The following is a 21,220-nucleotide window of genomic DNA, read 5'->3' as shown; positions in this document are numbered from 1 at the left end:
GATCAGTATTAAACTAGACGACTATTGTAGCCCCTTAAATTTCATTTGGGCATACATTGGCTGTTTTTATTGTTGGTAAATTGAGTTGTTTGGACTTTTGGGCACGTTATGAGTAATGCAGAGAAAAATTGGACTGGGAATATACATTTAGGCGCGAAAGTCGATATTGATGTCGTGCTAAGACAATTGGTCAATGCATTTAATGGATCGCCATTTTTTCAACACAATGGCATGAGCATGCGTGTGGTCGATGGTCAAATTGAAGCCTATATTGAGATGCAACCGTATATGGTGGGCAACGTGGCTTTCCAAATTTTACATGGTGGTGTTGCTGCAACCATTTTGGACAGTGTGGGCGGTATTGTGGCGATGGGTGAGTTATATAAAAGAACTGAACCTGACGACTTGCCCGATACCATAAAAAAAGTCACCCGTTTGGCTACCGTAGATATGCGGGTGGATTACTTAGCACCGGGACGCGGTAAGTATTTTATTGCCCGTGCGGAAACTTTACGTTTAGGGCGTAAAGGCTGCACCATGCGCATGACGATGGTCAATGATGAAGATAAACCAATTGCAACGGCAATTGCGTCTTATGCCTATTAAAATCTAAGGTAGGGCGCGAACAATTGTGTTTTGCCTAATTGGATGACTGTTTATTTTGATTAGTTTATTGTTTTAGACATATAAGGAGTTGAGTGATCAGCTCCTTTTTTGTGTGCATAAACAACTTTATGAATTGTGACAGTTTGTAGCGACTTAAGTTTTCTTTAAGTTTAGATTTCTATCTTGAGCATTGAGTTATTTTCTATCCAATGTGATGCACATGATCAAATTTAATTTTGATGCTCAATCATCCAGTCAAACGCATTTTCTGGATGCGAATTTTCATCAGCAAAAAAATAAAAAACAATTCAACGGGTATGCATCTGTAGCGCAGCCGTATAAACCACAAACGAACCCAAAACAGTTGAACCTAGAACAGCCACATTTAGATGTATTACACAGCTATGCCTCGGTGATTCAAGCACACACAACAGCACAACATTTAAATGTGACAACTGTGACCCAAGATGCTAGCAAACAACGCTTGGCATTAGAGCATTTTATTCGAGATAAATACCAAAAAGTCCATCAGGCATCCATAAATACTTTTTCAGATACCTTGTTTGCAGGCTATGTAAACCACGACATGCAAGTGGTGATTGGCATGCAACCATTGGGCGCAAACCAAGCCTTTTTGGAACAGTATTTAGGTGCACCCATTGAAACCATTTTAACCCAATTGAGCCAAGTGCCTGTAACGCGCGCGCAGATTGTTGAAATTGGCAACTTGGCAGCGCAAGACATGAGCAAAGCCAAATTGATGGTGGCTTTTTTGGTCTTTCACTTATCGCAGAACAATGTGTCGTGGGCAGTTTGCACAGGAACAGCAGCAGTGCGCTATGTGTTACAGCAAATGGGTTTGCATTTTCAGGTACTAGAAAAAGCCAACCCCGAAGCCTTGGGCGATGCACAGCATCAATGGGGCAGTTATTACCAACAGAAGCCTTATGTACTGGCGATTGACGTTGCAGCAGCGTTGGCGGTCACGCAACAGCAATATTGTTTTTATGCCTAAGGTCATGCAGAAAGGCGGAAATTGAAAGATGAATGAGTTATTTGAAAACCTGAATCACTATGCCCAAACAGACCCTGAGCGTGAAGCAATTGTGACGGCACAAACCACACTGAGTTATGCCACATTACAGCAACGGGTTGAGTTGCTCAGTGCAGAATTGGCAACTTATCAAGTACAGCGTTTGGCGTTGTGGGGTGTGAATCAGGCCGATTGGATTGTGGTCGATTTAGCCGCACGTAAAGCTGCAATGACAGTCATTCCTGTGCCTTTATTTTTTACTGCTGCACAAGTGCAACATTTACTGCAAGACAGCCAAGCGGAGTTGCTGTGTATTTTGACGGATACTGCACAAAGCGATACTCCGTCCAATGTTAACTCGGCTATTGGAAATACTGCTATTCCAGAAGCTTTGTTGGAGATGATTGATGCAGTTCAGGCACAGGTTTTGCCACCATCAGATTTATATCAAGGGCAGTTGTTTCGTCTAAGCGTTGAAACAGCACAACCGCATTTATCCCCAAATTCTGCTGAGCAGCCTACAAAAATTACTTATACCTCGGGCAGTACAGGTACACCCAAAAGTGTGTGTTTGGCAGAAGCCACCATCAATTCAATTACACACTCTTTAAGTCAGGCATTACAAAGTAGCCAGCTTGGGCGGCATTTGTGTCTAATTCCATTTGCAACATTGCTTGAAAATATCGCAGGCGTGTATGTGCCTTTTCACATGGGACGTGCAGTGGTGGTGGGTGAAGTCAGCCAGTTCGGTTTGCTGTCCAACCATGAGTTTGATGTTTCACGCTTTGTCGATGCCGTGCAGCAATATCGCATTGAAAGCGTGATTTTATTGCCGCAAATGCTCAAAGCGATTGTGGAATATATCCATCAACACGGCGATTTTGGCTTGCGCACTTTGAAGTTTATTGCCGTGGGTGGTGGCAAGGTGTCTGCAGATTTACTCAAGCAGTGTCAGCAATTCAATTTACCTGTTTATGAAGGTTATGGTCTGTCTGAATGTGCATCGGTCGTGAGTTTAAACCTGCCTGAAGCTCGCAGAATTGGCAGTGTTGGCCGCGTATTACCGCATGTTCAAGTCGAAATTGCTGCCAATCAAGAAGTGGTGGTCAAGGGCAATGCCAGGTTGGGATATATGCATGAACTTGGGCGTGAGCAGGATGCGGTATCAGCCGATATTCACACAGGCGATGCAGGTTATTTTGATGAAGATGGCTATTTATATATCACGGGGCGTATCAAGCAAATTATTGTCAGCAGTTTTGGGCGCAATATTTCACCAGAATGGGTTGAATCGAACAGTTTGAGTGAGCTTGAAATTCAACAGATTGCCGTGTTTGGTGAAGCGCAGCCGTCATTATCTGCAGTGATTTATGCCGAGGAACATCGTTCAGATGCGCAATTGGCAGCCGCGATTTATCGTGCCAATACCCGTATGCCTGATTATGCCCAAATTAAACACTGGTGCCGTGCTGAACAACCTTTTTCTTTAAATAATCAGATGTTAACCGATAACGGAAAATTGCGTAGAGCAGTCATTCAGCAACAGTATCAGACAGCTTTGGCACATCCTACAACGTATTTAATGGCTGATCTTGGAGATGTTTCACAGATAGACATCAACCTGTCAGTCATCAATAGAGATAGAGAGAAATCACATGAATATTGCACAACAGCAATTCAAACATTCCCCACAACAAATTAAAGATCGTTTGGTGGAGCACGGTTGGGTTTTACTTAGAAATGAACATTATGATGTGAATGCGTTTAGTGGGCTGATGAGCAATATTTGCCAAAAGCTGACCTATGACCCTGCACGTGAAAATGTGACCCGACAATCGCAAAAAGTAGATGCAGGTACGCAGGCAATGGGACTGCATATAGAAAATGGTTCAACCCCAATGCCGCCTGATATTATTGCTTTTTTTAGTGAAAAAAGTGCTTCGCGTGGTTCGCAGACTACTTTATGTGATGGACATGAGGTATGGCAAAAACTGCCTGACACACTGAAGCAGAAATTTGCTGAACCGATGACCATCAGCCGTTACTTACCCAAAGCGATGTGGCAAAAGTATGTGGCGACAGCACTCAATATTGCCGATGCTGCACAGGTCGGGCAGCGGGAACTCGCTCATTTTATTGCGATGATTCCTAGACAACGGATTCGCCCTGCGCATGATGAAGGCGTACAGTACGATTTAAGCATGCCGATGATTCGCCATGACAATTTAAAAGCTGTGCCTGCCTTTGCCAACACCTTGTTGGGGCCTTCTTATAATTACGAAAAGCCGCGTTTTTACTTTGCCGATGGCAGCGAAATCCAAGCGGAATTATTGGAAGAGTTGGCAGAGCGATGCGAGCGTGAAACCTCAGAAATTGACTGGCAAGATGGTGATGTGGTGCTCATTGATAACAAGCGCTTTATGCATGGCAGACGTGAAATATTGGTGCCATTAGAAGATCGTAAACTCTATATTTGTATGGGCTTGGGACTGAATCCTGCATTTTTATAATTGAGTTGTATCGAATATCTTAAAATTGAGAGTATCTTTTATGTCAAATTTAACTGCGGTGATTTTCGGGGCAACAGGCGGGATTGGTCATGCGATTGCGCATCATTTTGCTGAAAAAGGCTTAAACTTAATTTTGGTTGGGCGTAAGCAAGACACCTTGCAACAACTAGAGCAAAGTCTGGCGCAGCAGTATCCTCAGTTGCAATTACACAGTCTGCGTTGTGATTTAATTGATGCCAGCAGTCGTCATGATTTTATTCAGGCACTTGCCGCATTAAAACAGCCGATTCATTACTATATTAACAATGCAGGCATGAATGATTTTCGTCTGTTTGCGCAGCAATCACAGGATACCATTGAGCAAATGATGTTGGTCAATGTGGCTTATCCGCTGCAACTGATTCAGGATGTGATTCCATATATGTCGGACAGTCAGCCGAGTCAGATCATCAATATTGGCTCGACTTTTGGCAGCATCGGCTATCCTGGCTATGTGAGTTATTGCGCCAGTAAGTTTGCCTTGCGTGGTGCAACTGAAGCGTTGGCGCGAGAGTATTGTCAGACTGCCATTCGTTTTAGATATTTCTCCCCACGCGCGACCAATACCAGTATGAATAATCCCGATGTGATTGAAATGAATATCAAAATGGGTACAAAAGTGGATTCACCTGAATTTGTGGCACAAGAACTGTATCAATTTTTACAAACAGACCGTCAATCCTATCAGGTCGGTTATCCTGAAAAAGTCTTTGTAAAACTTAATCAGTTGATGCCTAGCCGAGTCGCAGCTGCCATTCAAAAAGATTTAGACACCATTTATGAATATGCAGATCAAAGCAAAGCGTCCTTTATTCAGCAAACTTCCGCCTCATAAATGATATTTTTTTCGATAACGCCATAAGGTGGTTCGGCTAATGCCCAAGGCTTGTGCCACCAATTCAGTTTGCCCCTGATATTTTTCCAGTAAATCCTGCAGTGTGTCTTTATCTACTTTATTGTTGGTTTTGATGGGCAGCTCAATAGGTTGTGGCGTTGGGGTAGCTGTGGCGAGTTTCAAACTAGCATGCACAATTTCATCGGGTAAATCGTGTTGATCAATTTCCGTTTTACCTGCTGACATGGTCAATGCATACAGCAAGGTATTCTTTAATTCACGCACGTTGCCCGGCCAGTCGTAATTGATTAATACCTTCAGTGCTTGCTCGGTCAAATGTGGCGTGACCTGAAACTGGGCTTGTTGTTGCAAAATAAATGCTGCAATTTTAGGGATATCTTGTTTACGTTCACGTAGTGGTGGCACAAAAATTGGAATCACCCGTAAACGATAAAGTAAATCTTGGCGAAATCTGCCTAAACGCGCTTCTTCACGTAAAGCGCGATGGGTTGCGGTAATAATTTTGACATTCGATTTAATCGCTTTTTCACCGCCCAAAGGGGTGAATTCGCCCGTTTCTAATACTCGCAATAATTTGGCTTGCAGTTCCAGTGGAATTTCTGCAATTTCATCTAAAAATAAAGTACCACCTGCAGCACGTTCAAACACACCTTTATGCTCACGAATTGCCCCTGTAAATGCACCTTTCACATGCCCAAACAATTCACTTTCTAAAATATTGGCATTTAAAGCCGCGCAGTTAATCGCAATAAAGACTTGTGCATGCCGTTGGCTGCGTGCATGTACTGCTTGCGCCACCAACTCTTTACCACTACCAGATTCACCACGCACCAAAACAGGAAACTCAGTAATCGCTACCCGTTCAATAATGGAATACATATGCTGCATTTGTGGCGAATCACTATGGAAAAACTCCGCCAAACTATTTTGTGCTTGGGCAGATGGGGTGAGTGTTTGTGATGACACTGTTGCAACGCTAGGCTGCAGAAAGAATAAACATCCTGTGAAATCGGCTGTATGGACACGAATATTTAAGCTGTGGTAGTGCCATGCCTTAGCACTATTCGGGAGTTGCAGCAGACCTGTCTGTGGTTGTGATGCTGATTGTGATTGTAGTTTTAATTTCAATAATTGGTTTTTTAATGTTTTACCCGTAGCTGCAGAAACAGAAGCATCTTGTGCATATTCATAAATCCATGTTTGAGCAATGTCGTCATAAACATAGAGCAAACTGTCTGGACAAAGTTGTTGTAAATGAAACAAAAAGCTTTCAAGACTGGCTTGTTGTTCAAAGTCATGTATCGCATTCATGATGTTTCATCTTTTGTTTCATTATTGATTCAATTGAAACACAAAATGCAACAGATGTGAAACATGGAGGATGATCTAAATTAAACAATATCTCTTAATATATTGTATTTTATTAATATATTTAAAAGAGATTAAGTTGGCACTATATTTGCAAAATTAAGAATAACAAAATATAAAACTTGGTGTATATCTCATGATCTTTCATCAATTTTTTGAAGCTGACAGCTCGACCTATACTTACTTATTGGCATCTGAACAAACCCGTGAAGCGGTGCTGATTGACCCTGTAATTTCAGAGGTTGAGCAATATGCTGCTTTTCTAGAACAGCATGATTTGCAATTGGTGTATAGCTTAGATACGCACGTACACGCTGACCATATTACTGCTGCCAACGAACTCAGAACACGTTTTGGTTGTAAAACTGTATTACATCGTAATTCAGGTGTGGTGTGTGGCGATATTTTCATTACCGATGGCAGCGCCATTCGTGTGGGTGAATTGTTGATTGAAGCACGTTATACCCCGGGTCATACCAACGCCTGTACCAGCTATGTGGTCAATGGCATGGTATTCACTGGCGATGCGTTGTTAATTGATGGTTGTGGTCGTACTGACTTTCAGGAAGGCAACCCAGCGACTTTATATGACAGCATTCATCTACAAATTTTTAGCTTACCTGATGACACTTTGGTGTACCCAGGGCATGACTACAAAGGGCGTGTGTCTTCTACCGTTGGGCAGGAAAAACGCAATAACTCGCGTTTAGGACAAGGGCGCACCAAAGCGGAATTTATTACCCTTATGCAGAATTTAAAACTGCCTTATCCAAAACATATTGATGTGGCTTTGCCTGCCAATAAAGTTTGCGGCAAGTAATGCTTGCACAGCACAACACAGTGATGGAATAGGGGAAAATACGCATGTGGATGTTAATCCTAGAAGGCTTGGCGATTGGTACTTTGCTGGGTTTGACAGGGGCAGGGGGCGGTATTCTTGCCGTTCCTGCTCTTATGGCAAGCCAAGGCTGGACTGTGGCGCAGGCTGCACCCGTGGGTTTATTGGCAGTCACTTTGGCAGCTTTGGTTGGCACAGTTGAAGGCTTGTTCAAACGTATTGTACGTTATCGTGCTGCATTGTGGATTGCCCTAATCAGTATTCCATCTGCGCGTTATGGGGTGCATTTGGCAGGTATTGTGCCGCCCATGTGGTTAACACTGGCGTTCAGTCTGGTCATGTTTATTGTGGCGTATCGTATTTTCTTTAATAAGGTCAACGACCAAACTAATCCACCGTGTAAGGTAAACCAAAACACAGGACGCTTAATTTGGAATGTTAAAACGGCGTCTTTGCTTGGTGGTGTGGGTGTAATTGCAGGCTTGCTGACGGGTTTGTTGGGTGTGGGCGGTGGTTTTATTATTGTGCCGTTATTGCGTAAATTTACCGATTTGGATATGCGCAGTATCGTCGCAACCTCTTTGATGATTATTTTCCTGATTGGTGGCGTGAGTATTTCAGCACACGTTTTAGATGGCTTTCAGTACCCAATGGCAGTCACCATCACCTTTGTTCTGGCGTGTATTGTCGGGATGTTACTTGGACGTACTTTGGTACATCGCATGAATAGCAATACTGTACAAAAGGTATTTGCTACAACAGTCATTGGTGTTGCGTTCTACCTCATTTATACAGCGATTATGGCTTAAGTCTAATATTTGGATACTATGTTTTTACTTTGAACTGCAGTATTGTGAATAGGTAACGTATTGTTAAGTGTAAGAAAAAGCACTAGACCTAGACCAAATTAAAGATTAGTTTAGCTGTATAAGATGACAAGGAGCCAAGAATGAAAAAACATTTATTTTGTGTGGGTGTCGAGTTCCGCAAAGCATCCGATGAAACAGGCTCTTATGCGTATTTGACCGCATATTTAGGCGCAGATGACTTACATGAAGCGATTGATCGCGTTCAGAAACAACTGGAGCAAGAAGGCAATAAAGTATTATTTGTGCGTGGTTGCTGGGTTGTCGATGCCGATTGTGATGATGGTTTCTGCCCAACCGAAGAAAGTAATGCTGCCTCTAAAGCAGACCTGCTGTTCAGTGATGAAATCTATTATGGCAAATTGCAGCAATGGTCTATCAACAATGGCTATGAATACTGAGTAAAATGTTGGCTGAATAAGATGCCGATGGGTTCAGTTTACTGACCTGTGAATATTTAAAAAACCGCGTTTGAATGATTTAAGCGCGGTTTTTTTATTCTTCATCAACCAAATGAACAAGTACATATTTTTCAAACCAGATCGGAAACTCTCCTTTAAAATCTGGATTAATGATCAATGTATCTCCGTTAGTCACTTCTCAGATATAAGAAGCCATATTCTTGGTCGCATTACTTGAGTTATCAAATAAATACGCTCGGTCAGATACTTCAATCGCATCAATCAACATGTGCATAGTGCGGAAATAGCGTTCACGGATTTTAGTTTTCTTCGACTGGATGACCACCATTTTTCACACGTTGTTTAACTCGGTCCACATTAATATCAGGGTCCTCAGTCGTCACAAAGTATAAATAGGTACGATAGCCTTGCGTTTTAGCATCTCGCAAAAACTCGATTTTACTCTCATGAGACATTACGGTTTCAAATGTAAATCCAACCTTAAGCGTAAGTAACTCTTTACGGATGACATCAAGAATTCGGGCTGCGAGGTAGGAATCAATCGTGTTCCCGCTTAAGTCGATTAAGCTTCCATCAATCACAGGATCTACTGAGAGGAGAGGACTTTTGCTTAGAGTACCATCTGCATTTTTTAGTGGTCGACTTGCTTGAGTAAGATAATCAACCAATATGTTTGCATTAATGCGTATATCAAATTGACTTAGATCAAGAATGGGTGTGGCTTTAAGATCGCGCTCAAGGTTGTCAGCATTCAAAAACAATTTAGATAAACGGCTATCTAAACCATTAATCATCGTACTTTTGCCCGATCCATTTGGACCCGCAAACATTCTGATTCGAGGTGTTTTTGGCAACATAAATTATTCTGCAGTAGCCTCTATGTTACGTTTTCTAATTTTAAAGGTTCTGCGACCATTAAACTGGCGGGCTAGATCAGGGTTCCGACCAGATAACTGTTTGATTAAAACTGGTTTGCCATTCGGGGTTTTGCTGACTAAGGCATCATTTTCCACATAAAGTACTCGATCACTGTGAGCTACTGCAATGAAGCGTTCACGCAAAACGTCAGCTGCAGCTGTAGCGATTTCACTTTCATTGGTTCGGTTTCTAGTTGACATATCTAAAACCTCTAGGTGATTAAGTTTCATGGTTAGCGCGTCAATTCTTGGATTAAGAATAAATTGCTCTATTTAATCAATATATGCGTATTTTGATTAAATTCCAAGAACAGTATGAAGCTAGTAAGTATTATATTTTTGCATTTCTGATGCTATCAGAATACCACATCAACCGTTTTTTAGCATTGTGTCGCATGTAACTTGAAATGCAGATATTTTATTGCTTTTGATATTGAGCTAAAACATCAGTTTCCAGCGCTGAAAACTTTAGAGCCTACTTAAAAGGACGTCCTTCGCCTTGTTCTTCATAAGTCACACCATCTCGAATGTGGTACAAGCGTTTAAAGGTAGGGATGATTTTATCGTCATGTGTGACTACAATAATTGCAGTTTGAAATTTTTCTGCCATTTCGTGTAATAAGCGAATCACGGTCATCGCGCGTACACTATCCAATGGTGCAGTGGGTTCATCGGCTAAAATCACAGGCGGTTGATTAATCAAACCACGTGCAATGGCGACACGCTGTTGTTCACCACCAGACAATTGCCCAGGCATGGCATGTACCCGATGCTGCACATCGAGCGCCGTTAAAATTTCCAATGCGCGGGCGCGGGCAATGTCATTTGCTACACTTGCTAACATCGGCAGCAGCGCTACATTATCCAAAACATTTAAAAAAGGAATTAAGTACGGGGTTTGGAACATAAAACCAATTTTATCGCGGCGTAAGGCGCTTAAGTCTTTGACTAACCAACGTTGATCAAAAATCACCTCATCGCCCAAAGTCATGCGTCCTTCGGTAGGATCAATCACTGCACCTAAACATTTGAGTAAGGTACTTTTGCCCGAACCTGAGGGGCCAATCAGCCCAACTACTTCACCGGGCGCAACCTGCATATTGACATCTTTTAAGGCATAAAAGGCATTGTCACCTTGTCCAAAACGCTTTTTTAAACCTTCAATTAAAATGCCGTGTGTCATGTTATCCCCCAATTGCTTCGGCAGGGTCAATACGCAGTGCCATCCGAATTGCAACCAAACTGGCTAACATGCAAATCAGCATCACCGCAATAAATCCAAAAATAGAATCTTGCGGAACCAATAAGACATATTTCGGGAAATATGGTGCGGCAAAGGTTGAACTGATTTTACCAACAGCAAACCCAATTAATCCAAGCGCGAGTGCTTGTTGCAAGATCATCCAAGCGATTGTGCGATTGCGTGTGCCAATTAATTTTAAGACCGCAATTTCACGAATTTTGTCCATAGTCAGGGTATAAATAATAAATGCCACAATCGCGGCGCTGACCAAGGCCAAAATCACCAAAAACATGGCAATTTGTTTGGCGGATGTGGCAATCATTTTGCTGATTAAAATGTGTTCCATCTGCGGGCGGGTATAGACTGTTAGTTGTTGCCAACGCTGAATATGTGCTGCTGTTTCTTCAGCCGAAGCACCTGCATTTAAACGGACTAAAATGGCGTTTACATAACGGTTGCTGCTTTGTGCATTGAGTACGCTTTCAAGCAAGTCAGGATAAGCAGGGCGATTATAAATCGGGTTTTCTGCAATTCGTCTACGGTCTTGTAAAATGGCAGCATTGTCCTTTTGGAATTGCGCCTGTTGTGCATCTTTCAGCGGAATAAAAATCATCGGGTCACCACCCGAAGACACCATGCGTCGGGTTAAACCCACCACGGTAAAGGTGTTACGACGGATTTTAATACGATCACCCAACTTTAATCCCGTACTCATGTCGGCTACGGCTTCATAGTGCCCGCGGGTCAATTGACGTCCTGCCAATAAATGTGGCGGCCACCCCAAGTTATTCCACGCATGTTCACCTGTTTGAATCCCGACCACCATCGAGCGAATATCTTTATCTTGATGATGCACTTGCATGGTTAAATAAGTAATATTTGAAGCATGCGCCACCCCGGGCATATTCATCACGCTGCGATATAAATCATCACGCACACTTGAAGGTTCTGCATAAGGGCCAAGTGTATCTTGCTGCACTACCCATAGGTCAGCACCACTGTTATTCAGCAGGGCTTTGGCATCATCTACCATGCCGCGATACACGCCAGCCATAATTAAGGTCACACCAATCAGCAAGCCGAGTCCAAAGCCAGTAAATACAAATTTACCCCATGAATGGAAAATATCACGACCTGCCAGACTAATCATTTAGCTGCTCCTGCAAGTTGCTTGACAACCCGTAAACGGTTTTTGGCATGTAGGGGTTTTTCACTATACAGCACCACTTGATCATTTTCGGATAAGCCTGCGAGCACTTGCACATCGCCCGCTAAATTTGAACGTCCTAATTGAACTTCAACAAATTGCGGCTTTTCGGCCACAACTTTCCACACGCCTACTTGGTTATTGATACGGTGAACTGCCGCATTGGGAATGGTTAAGCTGCGTGCCAATGGTGCGAGGCTGATGGTGACTTCTGCTAACTCACCCAAAGGCGGAAGAGGCGTTGGAGGTTGATTAAAAACCACTTTAGCTAAAATTTCTTCGGTAATGGCATCGGCACGAGGTTCTACCCATAACACATGACCTGCCAAAGCATTATTTTGCCGTGAACGTAAATGAATTTGAGCTGGTAAGTCAGCAGCTAAACCAATCGCACTGGATTGATCGAAACGGGCATTCATCCAAATGGAGTTAGGATCGACAATTTCTAGTACGGTTTGACCTGCTACCACCGTTGAACCCGGTTCTGCATAACGTGCAGTGACGACACCTGCAGCTGTGGCCACTAAATTTAAATTATCACGCTGTGCTTGTAAGGTATTCAGGTCTGCACGTGCTTTATTGAGTTCTTGTTGCATCGCGCTGAGTGCCGCCGTTGCCAAATCGAGCTCTTGTTGTTTAATGGCTAAAGATTCTTGGCTGGTGGCATTGATTTTAGCTAGTTGTTGATAACGATTGACTTGTTGCTGCGCAAAATTTTGACGGATTTGAGTGTCTTGTTGCTGAGCGGTAATTTTTTGGATTATCGCACGTTGAGCCAATAAACGATCTTCTAGATCGACAGGATCCATTTCGCCTAACAGTTGTTCTGCTTGTACGTTATCGCCAATATCTACTTTTAAGTTTTTTAAGCGACCTGCTGCAGTTGGGCCAATTTTATAATTATAACGCGCTTCAACGGTTGCTACGCCAAACAGGCTAGGTTGAATGGATTGATATTTGACTTGCGTGAGGGTGACGTTGACAGGGGCAAATGGGCCTGTGCGTAAGACTACGTAAATTAACAATAAAACCAAAGCTACAATGACCACAATCACGGAAATCGTTCGCTTGCCTAAGGGAAATACCTGCATGTGTACTCCGCATAATTTTTTATCAATTAAGGATAATATAATCTATTTTGTTGTTGTGCGGGGGAGTTATTCGGTTTGGGGAGTGAAAGCGAAAAATGTTTGGAGATGAATAAACCGTCCAATAAAAAGGCTCAAATCCTAAAAGTGGATTTGAACCTGTATTGTGCAAAAGTGAGCAATCCTGATCATTTTTCGTGAAGTTTTACCTCAATTTGATAGTCGTCTTGGGTCACTTTAATTTTATGGTCTTTATATTTGCGTTTGCTTGGCGAGAGTGCAGAGCTAGTCACTGCCTTATGGAACTCACTATCTGACATGAAAAAATAATAAGCCTTATAGCCCAATAAAATCTTATCAATTTTTTTATCTTTTTTTCTCAGCAGTACGGATGAGTCCATTTAAATAATCTAAGCTGATGTTCTCTGACATTCCCAAACCCTCAAAAATAAAGTTGAATTATCACATGAGGAAGAAGCAAGTCATATTACAGATTGATGACAGTTGCATTTAGAGTGTGTTTACTCGTGGTAAACGATGCTCAAAAGTTGTGGGTCAAATTGACCCAATTTTGACCCAATTTATTCAAATTTGGGTCAATTTGTTCTGGATAGCATTGGACGCTAAACCCATAAAAAAAGCCCTTAAACATTGAGTTTAAAGGCTTTTTTAGTCATATTTAGTTATGTAACTTCATATGAATTTAAGAATTTGGTGGGGTGGCGTCAATTGAACAAACTTAATAAGCTATTGTTTATAAATAATAAAAATATTATTGAAAAGTTAGGGATACAAACTGGGATACAAATTATGTGCTGCTAGGCTGTTTTTCTTGTCGGGTTTGGTGGGGAAAAGGGGAGTCCAACTCAGGATTCAAACTCGCTCGCACGCGCGCGTTTTTCTTGATTCTCTAGCACTTCAACAATTGTTTGCTGTGTTTTTTCGCTCCCACCATTCAATTGAAGCGGAATAGAGTATTTAAAGCTGCTCCCCTTACTGGTGGCTCAGATTTAGAATCTTATCCTTTGTGAGTGACTTTGAGGTACTCGCTCCCTCGCGTGCGCGCGCGTAGTTGTTGCGAAATGCAAAATTGCGCTGTCATGCTGTTAATAAATGATAAGGCTTGGACTACTGTGCAAGTCCTGTTTAATCCCATGATGGCTTTAAACCATGTCTATTCATAAAGGCATGAAAGTTTGCAATGCAATATTGCTCTGACTTTCGCTCTAGTTCGTCATGCCTCTGCACCAATCTGTTATAGGTTGAATGGTGCATCCCTTTAGGCTTCAACTTATGCCACGACTTCATGAATGCGGTGTCATACTGCCAGTTAAGTTTATTCCTGATTTTATACATACCAACTCGGGTGCTTTCTAGTTTGCAACTCTGCTGTGTGCTGTAGTTCAGTTTGTGGCAAGTTCTACAGAAAAACATTGAATTGCGTAGGTATAGCTTTGCAACTCGCTTAGAACACTTTGGGCAATTAAACCAATATCGCTTACCACCGTAGTTGCATGGTGTGGTGACAACATTCACTAAATAGCGGTGCTGCTGCTCGTTGCATGTGTAGCTTAATGTTAAACCGCCGTTATCGTAGTGATATGTTATAGATGAAAATACTTCTTTAGAGTCGCCTTTTCGCCATGCCCATGAGTTACTGCCTCCACCATCAAATACCTTATATCGAGCCATGACTCGGCTGTCCAAGCTCAAACAATCTTCAATTTGACCGTGTGTTTTTTCCATTGATAACCTCACTTTAATTGATAGGTATTAAATCAGGCTCAATGCCTTATGTACTCTGTATTTCAGTCATTTTACAGTGTTTTTCAATATGAAATTTCACTAATGATTTAGGTTGGCAATCAAGGTCTAGGTTTTGATGGGATGGGATTCCCTCAAAATAGAGGTAAACCATAATGGATAGTCTGCATGGTTATCTTGACCATTCAGCCAATAAAAAAAGCTCCCCATATTTAGGGAGCTATCAATTAATACCGAGTTATCTAGCATCACAGCAATTGCAGAACATCGGCTTTTATTTCTGTGACTTCCCGATCTGCACCGCTTTGGTCTTTCCACTTCCTTGTACGCAAGCTGCCCTCAATATAAACCTTGCTGCCTTTCTTGAGGTACTTGCTAGCAATCTCGGCTAAACGGTTGTTGGTGCTGATTCTGTGCCATTCTGTAGCCTCCTTGCGCTCTCCAGTGGTCTTGTCTTTCCAGTGTTCAGTAGTTGCCACGCTAAAATTGGTAACGCTACCACCGTTAGGAAAGTTCTTGGTTTCAGGGTCACGACCTAGTACACCCATCACGATTGCTTTGTTCACGTTTGGCATTGTTCAATTCTCAACTGTGTATAAATTCGCATGGCATAGATAACCAAGCATTAAATGCTGCCCCTGTGTTGTCATCGGGCATGTAGTCATGTTCTAGTTGGTCGGGGGTAGTGAGCAATGTTTTTGCATGGTCAAAATATACAAGCTGCTCGCTTTGAATGAGCAATCTCTCAATGATATGCAACTCAGCATCATTGACCTTTAACACGCTCTTAACTGTTTCTCTCCATTCGCTTGCTGCTATACGTGCGGTCACAATAGGTACACCGTTATAGCGGTAATGGGTGCGCTTGCGGTCTAGCAGCCAATGGTAGCCATCTAGCGCACGTTTAACCAATATTGATAGGTCACGGCTTGTATGTTTCAGGTACTCAATCAAAATGGGTTTGTTGGCTCTCAACTCCTCCAGTAGTTCATCAGGTGGCATGACAGGACTTTCCCATCTCAATTGATTAGGTGGAGCGATAAACAATCTGCACTGGTACGACTTCGCCAACTGAATTATGTGTAGTGCTTTTTGCATGTTCATACGCCACCCCCGAACATATCAATTGTTTTTGTGTCTATCACTTCTTTAGGCGGTGATGCTTTAGCCTTTACCTGTTTTTTTGGTGTTGGGGGTTCTCCATGTGATGCTGATTCAGGTGCATTGCTGCTGAGTGAATCACGGAAAGACTGTTTTTCTTGGGTAACATGGGTAACACAGGTAACACTATTGATATTACTAGGGTTTTCCTTGTTACCTTTTTTATTTTGGTTAGGTAACACAGGTAACACGGCTGTATTGCTTGCCCCTGTTACCCCACTTGTTACCCTTGTTACCTTTTCTATTTTGGCTTGGGTAACAAGCTCAAAGCCTTTAGAATCAAGGCTGTTACCCTTGTTACCTTTGTTACCCTCAAAAATATCTATTTCCTGTGAAAAGATACTCTCCCTAATAGCGTAAACTTTAACGGCAAGATTACGGCATGGTAGGCGAACAGTTTTAACGCTCTTACCTGTGTCATGCTCTAACAGGTTATGGGTAAGCAATGCCCTTGCAACTTTTCTGCTGTCATAGCCTTTGCAAATTTCGTTTTTAAATTGTTCAGGCAATACATAAAAGACTTTTTCGCCGTTCTCTATCTTCCAGTAGCCAACACGGTTGTAAATGCGCTCTGCATGGTCGGGGTCGGGTGTAATAGATTCAAAACGGCTAGACTCGTTTGCCTCAAAAAATGCCTTAACGTGTGCAAGCATTTCCCTGTCCTCAAAATCTCCGACCTGCTCAAAACTGCCTAACCATTGATTAAATACCTGTTGTACGGCGTTAAACGCTGTGCCTGATTTCCACCCTGTAATGTTGGCTTGAGTTGCTAATTCGCCTGCAACGGCTACAAGGGCAAAATAATTTGCCACTCGTACAATATGCCCTTGCGTATGATGGGCTGCTAACGCTTCTCTGTACTGCTCTAATAGCTGTTCTGCCTGCTTAATCGCTTGCGCCTTGTGACTGGTGATATATTCAAGCCATGCAATACCCGCCACGCCGTAGGATTGATTTAAACGCTTAGTAAGTTCAATGGACTGTTTTGCTCCATCCTCTGCAAAGTCTATACAGTCAAAAATGCCATGCTCTGATTGGTCTATATCAATATCAGCAAGGCGTATCTCTTGCCCTAGCTTGGTCTTTTGTCCTTGCTCTTGCATGATGTCTTTAAGGCTTTTTTCTCCACTAGATAAGAATATAACTTTCCATTGGTGCATTGGCTTTGCTGTAATTTGTTTAGTCATGCGACCTTTGCCCATGCCATTTGCAAGCATATAAACAATGTTTCCTAACTCTTTCGGGTTATTGATTTCCCCAATCTCATCTAGCACTAAAAAGCCGTCATTGTGCATATAGGCGGTATGCTCTAGGTTATTGCCTGTTGCTCTCCATGTACGGTAGAAGTTTTCAGGATTTCCCCATACTGAACAAGCCAAGTTTAAGGCTGTGCTTTTTCCCTTAGATGAACCGCCTTTAATGTGAAAGCCACCCCCTTGTTGATTTAGTGGTGTGAGTAGCTGCCCAGTAAACGCCGTAGATAGAGAAAACACTAACAAGCTATGGCTTGCGACCAATTGCGCTACATCACTTTGCCATTGTGCCAACGTGCCTTTGCTCTGATAGCGGTTATCTAGGGTGTTACTTGCCTGATAAACAATTAAATCATTATCGGCTGTTTGTCCGATCTGCACATGAGGCAATACAAACACATTTTCATGCCACCCCACACGATCTACACATAAGGCATAACGGTTTGCTCGATAGCTCATTAGGTAGCACTGGAAAAGGTTTCTTGCTCGTTGGTCGGGTGCAATCGTTACGCCTTGATAGGCTAAGGCTTTGCGTAGGTCTGCGCCGTCTGTTTGAAATAACTCCATTGACAAGGCTTGAATATGCTTTACGCCGTTGTCATCTTTCCATTGAAGCAACACACCCCAGTTGTTGCTAGAGTCGTCCCTTGTTTTTGCTGTGACCAATACAGGACTTGAGATAAAACGCTTATGGCTTATGCCGTTTTTATCTTCTTCAACAAAATATAAGCCTGCCTCTGTAATGTGGAAATGTCCGTTTTCCCACTTCATCGGCTTGGCTAAATGTCCTTTAGGCAATACCTCACTTTTAGGCAGTTGCTCAATCGCATCATTTAAAAATGACTGCACATCCTCCACGCTTTCGTACTGTGACAAGTCACATGCAAAGTCATCTTGATATTGATTCAACAATCTAACGGCGGTGTTTTCTTCCAGTGGTTTAAATGCCTCTAGGTGTTCAGGTCTGATAGGCATATAAAGCTGCTGATAGCCTGCCTGTGTTAATTGATTAATCACAAATTGCATCTGCTTAAAATCAAACGGCTTTAACACTGGTAGAGTTGAGTTGCACAAAGTCGGGAGTAGCACCAAAGCAACGGCGTACCCTGTTTGAGCAATCTTAAAAAATGCCTCAAGGTTGTAGGTCACAATAATGGGCTTGGCATGGTCAAAATGACCATACCTTGCAAAGCCTTTAGCCAATCCATCGGGAATGACTGCCACAGGCTTGTTGTCTTGCATCACAGCACATTGAACAAGCTCAAGATGCCCATTGTAGATAGGCAAAACAATAGGACTGTCATAGCTAACGCCGTTGATGGTGACAATGCTGTCATCAACATGAATCTTTTGTTCAGGACTGCCAAAACGCTGTATGAGTTTATGCTCAATGTATGCCTCATCTGTTGGCGTAAGCTCTGTGCATTGCGCTAGAATATCCAACGGCTTGAGTAGCTCGGGGGTGTCATGGTGTAGTGTCATGTTCACCCCCTTTAGCTGCTTCATACTTGGCGGTGTAACTCTCTGCTAGTTCTGCATGTTGGTTATGTCTGTTCTCGGCAAGATATTCATACATGTCTATATGCTGCATCAATTCGCCAAAATGATACTGTGTGACCTCTTTGCCACTTTTAGCCAACTCATTAAGTTTTCTGACTTCTTTACGGATATGCGATATAGCTGTACTCATCCAGTGCATATCACTTTCAGCAAGTGAGTAGGCATCTGAAACATCAGCAAGATAATGAACAAGTGAAACGGTTTTTTGATTTTGATTAGGCATGATGATTGCCTCCTAACGGTAGTTTTTGAGTAAAAGCCAGCTCATTTTGATAAATAAAACTGGTAGGGAGTGCCACTCTCAGACCGTTAGTTCTGCCCTGCATATTTCCCACAAGGGGTATTTTATTTTGCAGTGTCCACTCCCCATAGAGGGATTGCAGCCTTGTATGCGTAGCTGAAACGCTTGCGCTTGTTTTCTGCACAGCTTGAGAGGCTTTGCAAAACTTAGGCACAATAAAACCACAATGACGTTGTGGGGTGACGCTAACGGTTTTTGAGAGGTCTACAGCATAAGCGGAACGGCTTAGACTTGCAATAACAAAGCAAAACAAAACAAAGCACATGCCTAGAAGTAGTCCTTTAAACATTTCAAAAAATAGCTCTTTCACGCTTCCACCTACTGCACACGGTTAAAATTGGTGTTGGGATTAATCAAAATCCCATCATTCGATAAGCCGACCTTTTGGCGGTTATCCATCATCTGCAATAAATGCTGCTCTGCTTCTTCAAAGCTAATGCCAAAATGCTTGGCAATGTCCTCTAGGCGGTACATGGGTTCGCCGTCATCCGTGTAACCGCTTGGCGGTGGCAATAGGTTTAATTCCTTAGCCTTTTGGTGCATTTCCTCTTTAATATGCTCAGGCGTGTAGTGCATTGTTAAAATGAGTGCCTGCTCGGTGATGGGGTGGTCATCTCCGTATTGCTTCACCATTGCTTTGTAGTGGTCAAAGGCTTTAAAAAATTCAGGGTCAATATGCTTATTCATGCTGCCACCTCCCGAAGTTCATAACGTGCATGTCTGCCAGTGGTTCGGCTGTTCTTTTCATGGTGGGTCACAATGTCGTAGCCTGCTTTGCGTAAACGCTCGATATTCGCACTTAGGCGGTAACAGTTATACAAACGTACAGCCTCAACGGCGGTAATGCTTCTACCGCTTTTAAGGTGGTCTAGGATGGTTTGGTCTTGAGTAGTTTTGTTCATGTTAAGCCTCCATAGCTGCAAGGCTTAAACGCTGCTTGTTGTGCCACTCTACAAGCTCGGTATAGTCGAAATAGACTGGGGCTTGTTTGGTGTCGCCAGTCTTAATCGGTCGGGGAAAGGTGGCATCTGTACGCACGATATGGCGCAATGATTCACGGCTTACATCAAGAATTTGGCAAGCGGTTTTGAATTGAACGCGGATTGGTGTGATAGTCATAAAAAAGCCCACTCATACAAAAATATAGTGGGCTTAGTATTTAGAAATTAATAACTTAACAAAATTTCATAGCTAGTATTTAGGTGTGATTGCTAGCAAATTCATGTTTTTTCTAGCTAACTTTAATTTTGAAATTCACTTGAAAAAAACTCTTTAATCCATCTATCAAGGGTCGCATCTTTTACCCATTTTTTTTCATCGTTTATGGATGAATTATGCTTCACTAAAAAATAATTTTTAAATTCAGTTCTATTCTTCCATTTCCTTTTTTGGGTTGGATGTCCATCTTTAAAAACCTGTAAGGCTTTTTCTTTTAACTGGCTCTCATTATTTACTCTATTTATCGTTTGTTTATGCTTGTTCGATATTGCCAAAGTCGCTTTGTAGTATTCAATATCATTGAATGCAGGTGTTAATTTTTGATAATAATTCATAAGCAATGATATTTTAAATAAAGGGGCATTACTGTCAGCTTTCACGGCTTGTTCAATTTCTTTTAAAATGTGGATAGCATGTAAAACTCTAACAGTTAGCTCAATCTCAATAATTGGCTGTTTATCAAAAATGTATGGTACTTCCATTTTTTTTATGTTTTTAATAGCTTCTTTCGTTTGTGCTTTAGGATTATCCCCATAAAACATGCTCTCGTGCATAGTTGAAAAATATTCAAAATTATCACCAAGATAATGCACTAATTTTTCATTTAGCTCCTCTTTGATTGCGTGTACCTGTGTAGCTATTACATACCTAGAAAACTCAATTTGAGGGTTATAAGAGCTTATAACCGCATCATATAGTTTATTTTTTTCCTCTTGTGGGTCGTCTGGATGTAATTGAGTTATGCTTTCTTTAAATTGGTCTTCATAAAACTCTATCTCTGTATTAATTTGCTCAAAAAGCTCTCTGTACTCATCAAATAGTGAATCTATATAATTACTATCAAAGTAAAAATCTAATTTAACAACACCTTGTTTACTCATAATGCCCCCCACAGCATCCCCCAAAATGATGCTAAGCCAATCGGATTGGGTGTCCGACTTTCGGGAGCTAACCTAGACTTAGCAATCTG

The 21,220-nt window shown here is 42.1% G+C and carries 23 protein-coding genes and 2 pseudogenes; 8 read left to right on the top strand and 17 right to left on the bottom strand.

Features of this window, described 5'->3' with window-relative positions; genetic code table 11:
- Window positions 1-108: 108 nt before the first annotated feature.
- The 5 genes from FTU39_RS02775 (at window position 109) to FTU39_RS02755 (ending at window position 5,023) form a co-directional block, all read left to right on the top strand.
- A complete protein-coding gene (locus FTU39_RS02775) occupies window positions 109-606 on the top strand; it encodes a thioesterase family protein (RefSeq protein ID WP_096902274.1) in 498 nt (165 codons plus the stop codon).
- Window positions 607-826: 220 nt separating this feature from the next.
- Window positions 827-1,621, top strand: coding sequence for a thermostable hemolysin (locus FTU39_RS02770; protein ID WP_167846200.1), 795 nt, complete (start codon window positions 827-829; stop codon window positions 1,619-1,621).
- 28 nt (window positions 1,622-1,649) lie between these two features.
- Window positions 1,650-3,341 carry an AMP-binding protein gene (locus FTU39_RS02765; protein WP_180051702.1) on the top strand — a complete coding sequence of 564 codons (1,692 nt, stop codon included), beginning with the start codon at window positions 1,650-1,652 and terminating at the stop codon, window positions 3,339-3,341.
- Entirely contained in the window at window positions 3,295-4,149 is an 855-nt protein-coding gene (locus FTU39_RS02760; protein WP_180051701.1) for a TauD/TfdA family dioxygenase, read from the top strand. The genes FTU39_RS02765 and FTU39_RS02760 overlap by 47 nt, the downstream gene beginning before the upstream one ends.
- Before the next feature lie 40 nt (window positions 4,150-4,189).
- A complete protein-coding gene (locus tag FTU39_RS02755; RefSeq protein ID WP_096902277.1) occupies window positions 4,190-5,023 on the top strand; it encodes an SDR family oxidoreductase in 834 nt (277 codons plus the stop codon).
- Here FTU39_RS02755 and FTU39_RS02750 read toward each other — a convergent pair.
- Entirely contained in the window at window positions 5,018-6,355 is a 1,338-nt protein-coding gene (locus tag FTU39_RS02750) for a sigma-54-dependent Fis family transcriptional regulator (protein ID WP_180051700.1), read from the bottom strand. The genes FTU39_RS02755 and FTU39_RS02750 overlap by 6 nt on opposite strands.
- Before the next feature lie 193 nt (window positions 6,356-6,548).
- Here FTU39_RS02750 and FTU39_RS02745 point away from each other — a divergent pair, with 193 nt between their 5' ends.
- The 3 genes from FTU39_RS02745 to FTU39_RS02735 all read left to right on the top strand — a co-directional run bounded on the left by FTU39_RS02745 (window position 6,549) and on the right by FTU39_RS02735 (window position 8,517).
- A complete protein-coding gene (locus FTU39_RS02745) occupies window positions 6,549-7,232 on the top strand; it encodes an MBL fold metallo-hydrolase (RefSeq protein ID WP_096902279.1) in 684 nt (227 codons plus the stop codon).
- Between the two features lie 44 nt (window positions 7,233-7,276).
- Window positions 7,277-8,059 carry a sulfite exporter TauE/SafE family protein gene (locus FTU39_RS02740; RefSeq protein WP_104852390.1) on the top strand — a complete coding sequence of 261 codons (783 nt, stop codon included), beginning with the start codon at window positions 7,277-7,279 and terminating at the stop codon, window positions 8,057-8,059.
- 140 nt (window positions 8,060-8,199) lie between these two features.
- On the top strand, window positions 8,200-8,517 hold the full coding sequence (locus tag FTU39_RS02735) for a hypothetical protein (RefSeq protein ID WP_104852389.1): 318 nt from the start codon (window positions 8,200-8,202) through the stop codon (window positions 8,515-8,517).
- Between the two features lie 94 nt (window positions 8,518-8,611).
- Here FTU39_RS02735 and FTU39_RS02730 read toward each other — a convergent pair.
- From FTU39_RS02730 to FTU39_RS02665, 16 genes and pseudogenes are all read right to left on the bottom strand, one after another.
- Window positions 8,612-9,368, bottom strand: a pseudogene (locus FTU39_RS02730) (zeta toxin family protein).
- 30 nt (window positions 9,369-9,398) lie between these two features.
- Window positions 9,399-9,656, bottom strand: a complete 258-nt coding sequence (locus FTU39_RS02725) for a hypothetical protein (protein ID WP_004975373.1) — start codon at window positions 9,654-9,656, stop codon at window positions 9,399-9,401.
- A gap of 274 nt (window positions 9,657-9,930) precedes the next feature.
- Window positions 9,931-10,638: an ABC transporter ATP-binding protein gene (locus tag FTU39_RS02720; protein WP_180051699.1), complete on the bottom strand. Its 708-nt coding sequence runs from the start codon at window positions 10,636-10,638 to the stop codon at window positions 9,931-9,933.
- A gap of 1 nt (window position 10,639) precedes the next feature.
- Complete coding sequence (locus FTU39_RS02715; protein WP_180051698.1) at window positions 10,640-11,848, bottom strand: ABC transporter permease; 1,209 nt, start codon at window positions 11,846-11,848, stop codon at window positions 10,640-10,642.
- Window positions 11,845-12,996, bottom strand: a complete 1,152-nt coding sequence (locus tag FTU39_RS02710; RefSeq protein ID WP_004975381.1) for an efflux RND transporter periplasmic adaptor subunit — start codon at window positions 12,994-12,996, stop codon at window positions 11,845-11,847. The genes FTU39_RS02715 and FTU39_RS02710 overlap by 4 nt, the downstream gene beginning before the upstream one ends.
- A gap of 185 nt (window positions 12,997-13,181) precedes the next feature.
- Entirely contained in the window at window positions 13,182-13,394 is a 213-nt protein-coding gene (locus FTU39_RS13810) for a hypothetical protein (RefSeq protein WP_136144447.1), read from the bottom strand.
- A 1,002-nt stretch (window positions 13,395-14,396) separates the two neighbouring features.
- Window positions 14,397-14,525 carry a hypothetical protein gene (locus FTU39_RS13805; RefSeq protein ID WP_257224385.1) on the bottom strand — a complete coding sequence of 43 codons (129 nt, stop codon included), beginning with the start codon at window positions 14,523-14,525 and terminating at the stop codon, window positions 14,397-14,399.
- A gap of 483 nt (window positions 14,526-15,008) precedes the next feature.
- A pseudogene (ssb, locus tag FTU39_RS02705) lies at window positions 15,009-15,332 on the bottom strand (single-stranded DNA-binding protein); the annotation flags it as partial.
- Between the two features lie 10 nt (window positions 15,333-15,342).
- Window positions 15,343-15,759 (bottom strand): hypothetical protein, encoded by a 417-nt coding sequence (locus FTU39_RS02700; RefSeq protein WP_180051696.1) that lies wholly within the window; start codon window positions 15,757-15,759, stop codon window positions 15,343-15,345.
- Between the two features lie 98 nt (window positions 15,760-15,857).
- The gene (locus FTU39_RS02695) at window positions 15,858-18,653 is read right to left on the bottom strand and encodes a DUF927 domain-containing protein (protein WP_180051695.1); all 2,796 of its coding nucleotides are present in this window, start codon (window positions 18,651-18,653) and stop codon (window positions 15,858-15,860) included.
- Window positions 18,637-18,954: a hypothetical protein gene (locus FTU39_RS02690; protein ID WP_180051694.1), complete on the bottom strand. Its 318-nt coding sequence runs from the start codon at window positions 18,952-18,954 to the stop codon at window positions 18,637-18,639. The genes FTU39_RS02695 and FTU39_RS02690 overlap by 17 nt, the downstream gene beginning before the upstream one ends.
- On the bottom strand, window positions 18,947-19,342 hold the full coding sequence (locus tag FTU39_RS02685; RefSeq protein ID WP_373686603.1) for a hypothetical protein: 396 nt from the start codon (window positions 19,340-19,342) through the stop codon (window positions 18,947-18,949). The genes FTU39_RS02690 and FTU39_RS02685 overlap by 8 nt, the downstream gene beginning before the upstream one ends.
- Before the next feature lie 8 nt (window positions 19,343-19,350).
- Window positions 19,351-19,719 (bottom strand): hypothetical protein, encoded by a 369-nt coding sequence (locus tag FTU39_RS02680; RefSeq protein ID WP_180051693.1) that lies wholly within the window; start codon window positions 19,717-19,719, stop codon window positions 19,351-19,353.
- The gene (locus FTU39_RS02675) at window positions 19,716-19,934 is read right to left on the bottom strand and encodes a helix-turn-helix domain-containing protein (protein ID WP_180051692.1); all 219 of its coding nucleotides are present in this window, start codon (window positions 19,932-19,934) and stop codon (window positions 19,716-19,718) included. The genes FTU39_RS02680 and FTU39_RS02675 overlap by 4 nt, the downstream gene beginning before the upstream one ends.
- A 1-nt stretch (window position 19,935) precedes the next feature.
- Entirely contained in the window at window positions 19,936-20,151 is a 216-nt protein-coding gene (locus tag FTU39_RS02670) for a transcriptional regulator (RefSeq protein ID WP_180051691.1), read from the bottom strand.
- Window positions 20,152-20,273: 122 nt separating this feature from the next.
- Complete coding sequence (locus FTU39_RS02665) at window positions 20,274-21,131, bottom strand: hypothetical protein (RefSeq protein ID WP_180051690.1); 858 nt, start codon at window positions 21,129-21,131, stop codon at window positions 20,274-20,276.
- Window positions 21,132-21,220 lie beyond the last annotated feature (89 nt).

It is taken from the genome of Acinetobacter sp. YH12099, from assembly GCF_013419195.1.
In the GTDB taxonomy this organism is placed as follows: Bacteria; Pseudomonadota; Gammaproteobacteria; order Pseudomonadales; family Moraxellaceae; genus Acinetobacter; species Acinetobacter towneri.
The sequence above is the reverse complement of the archived record's forward strand: the minus strand, read 5'-3'. Positions and strand labels throughout refer to the sequence as shown.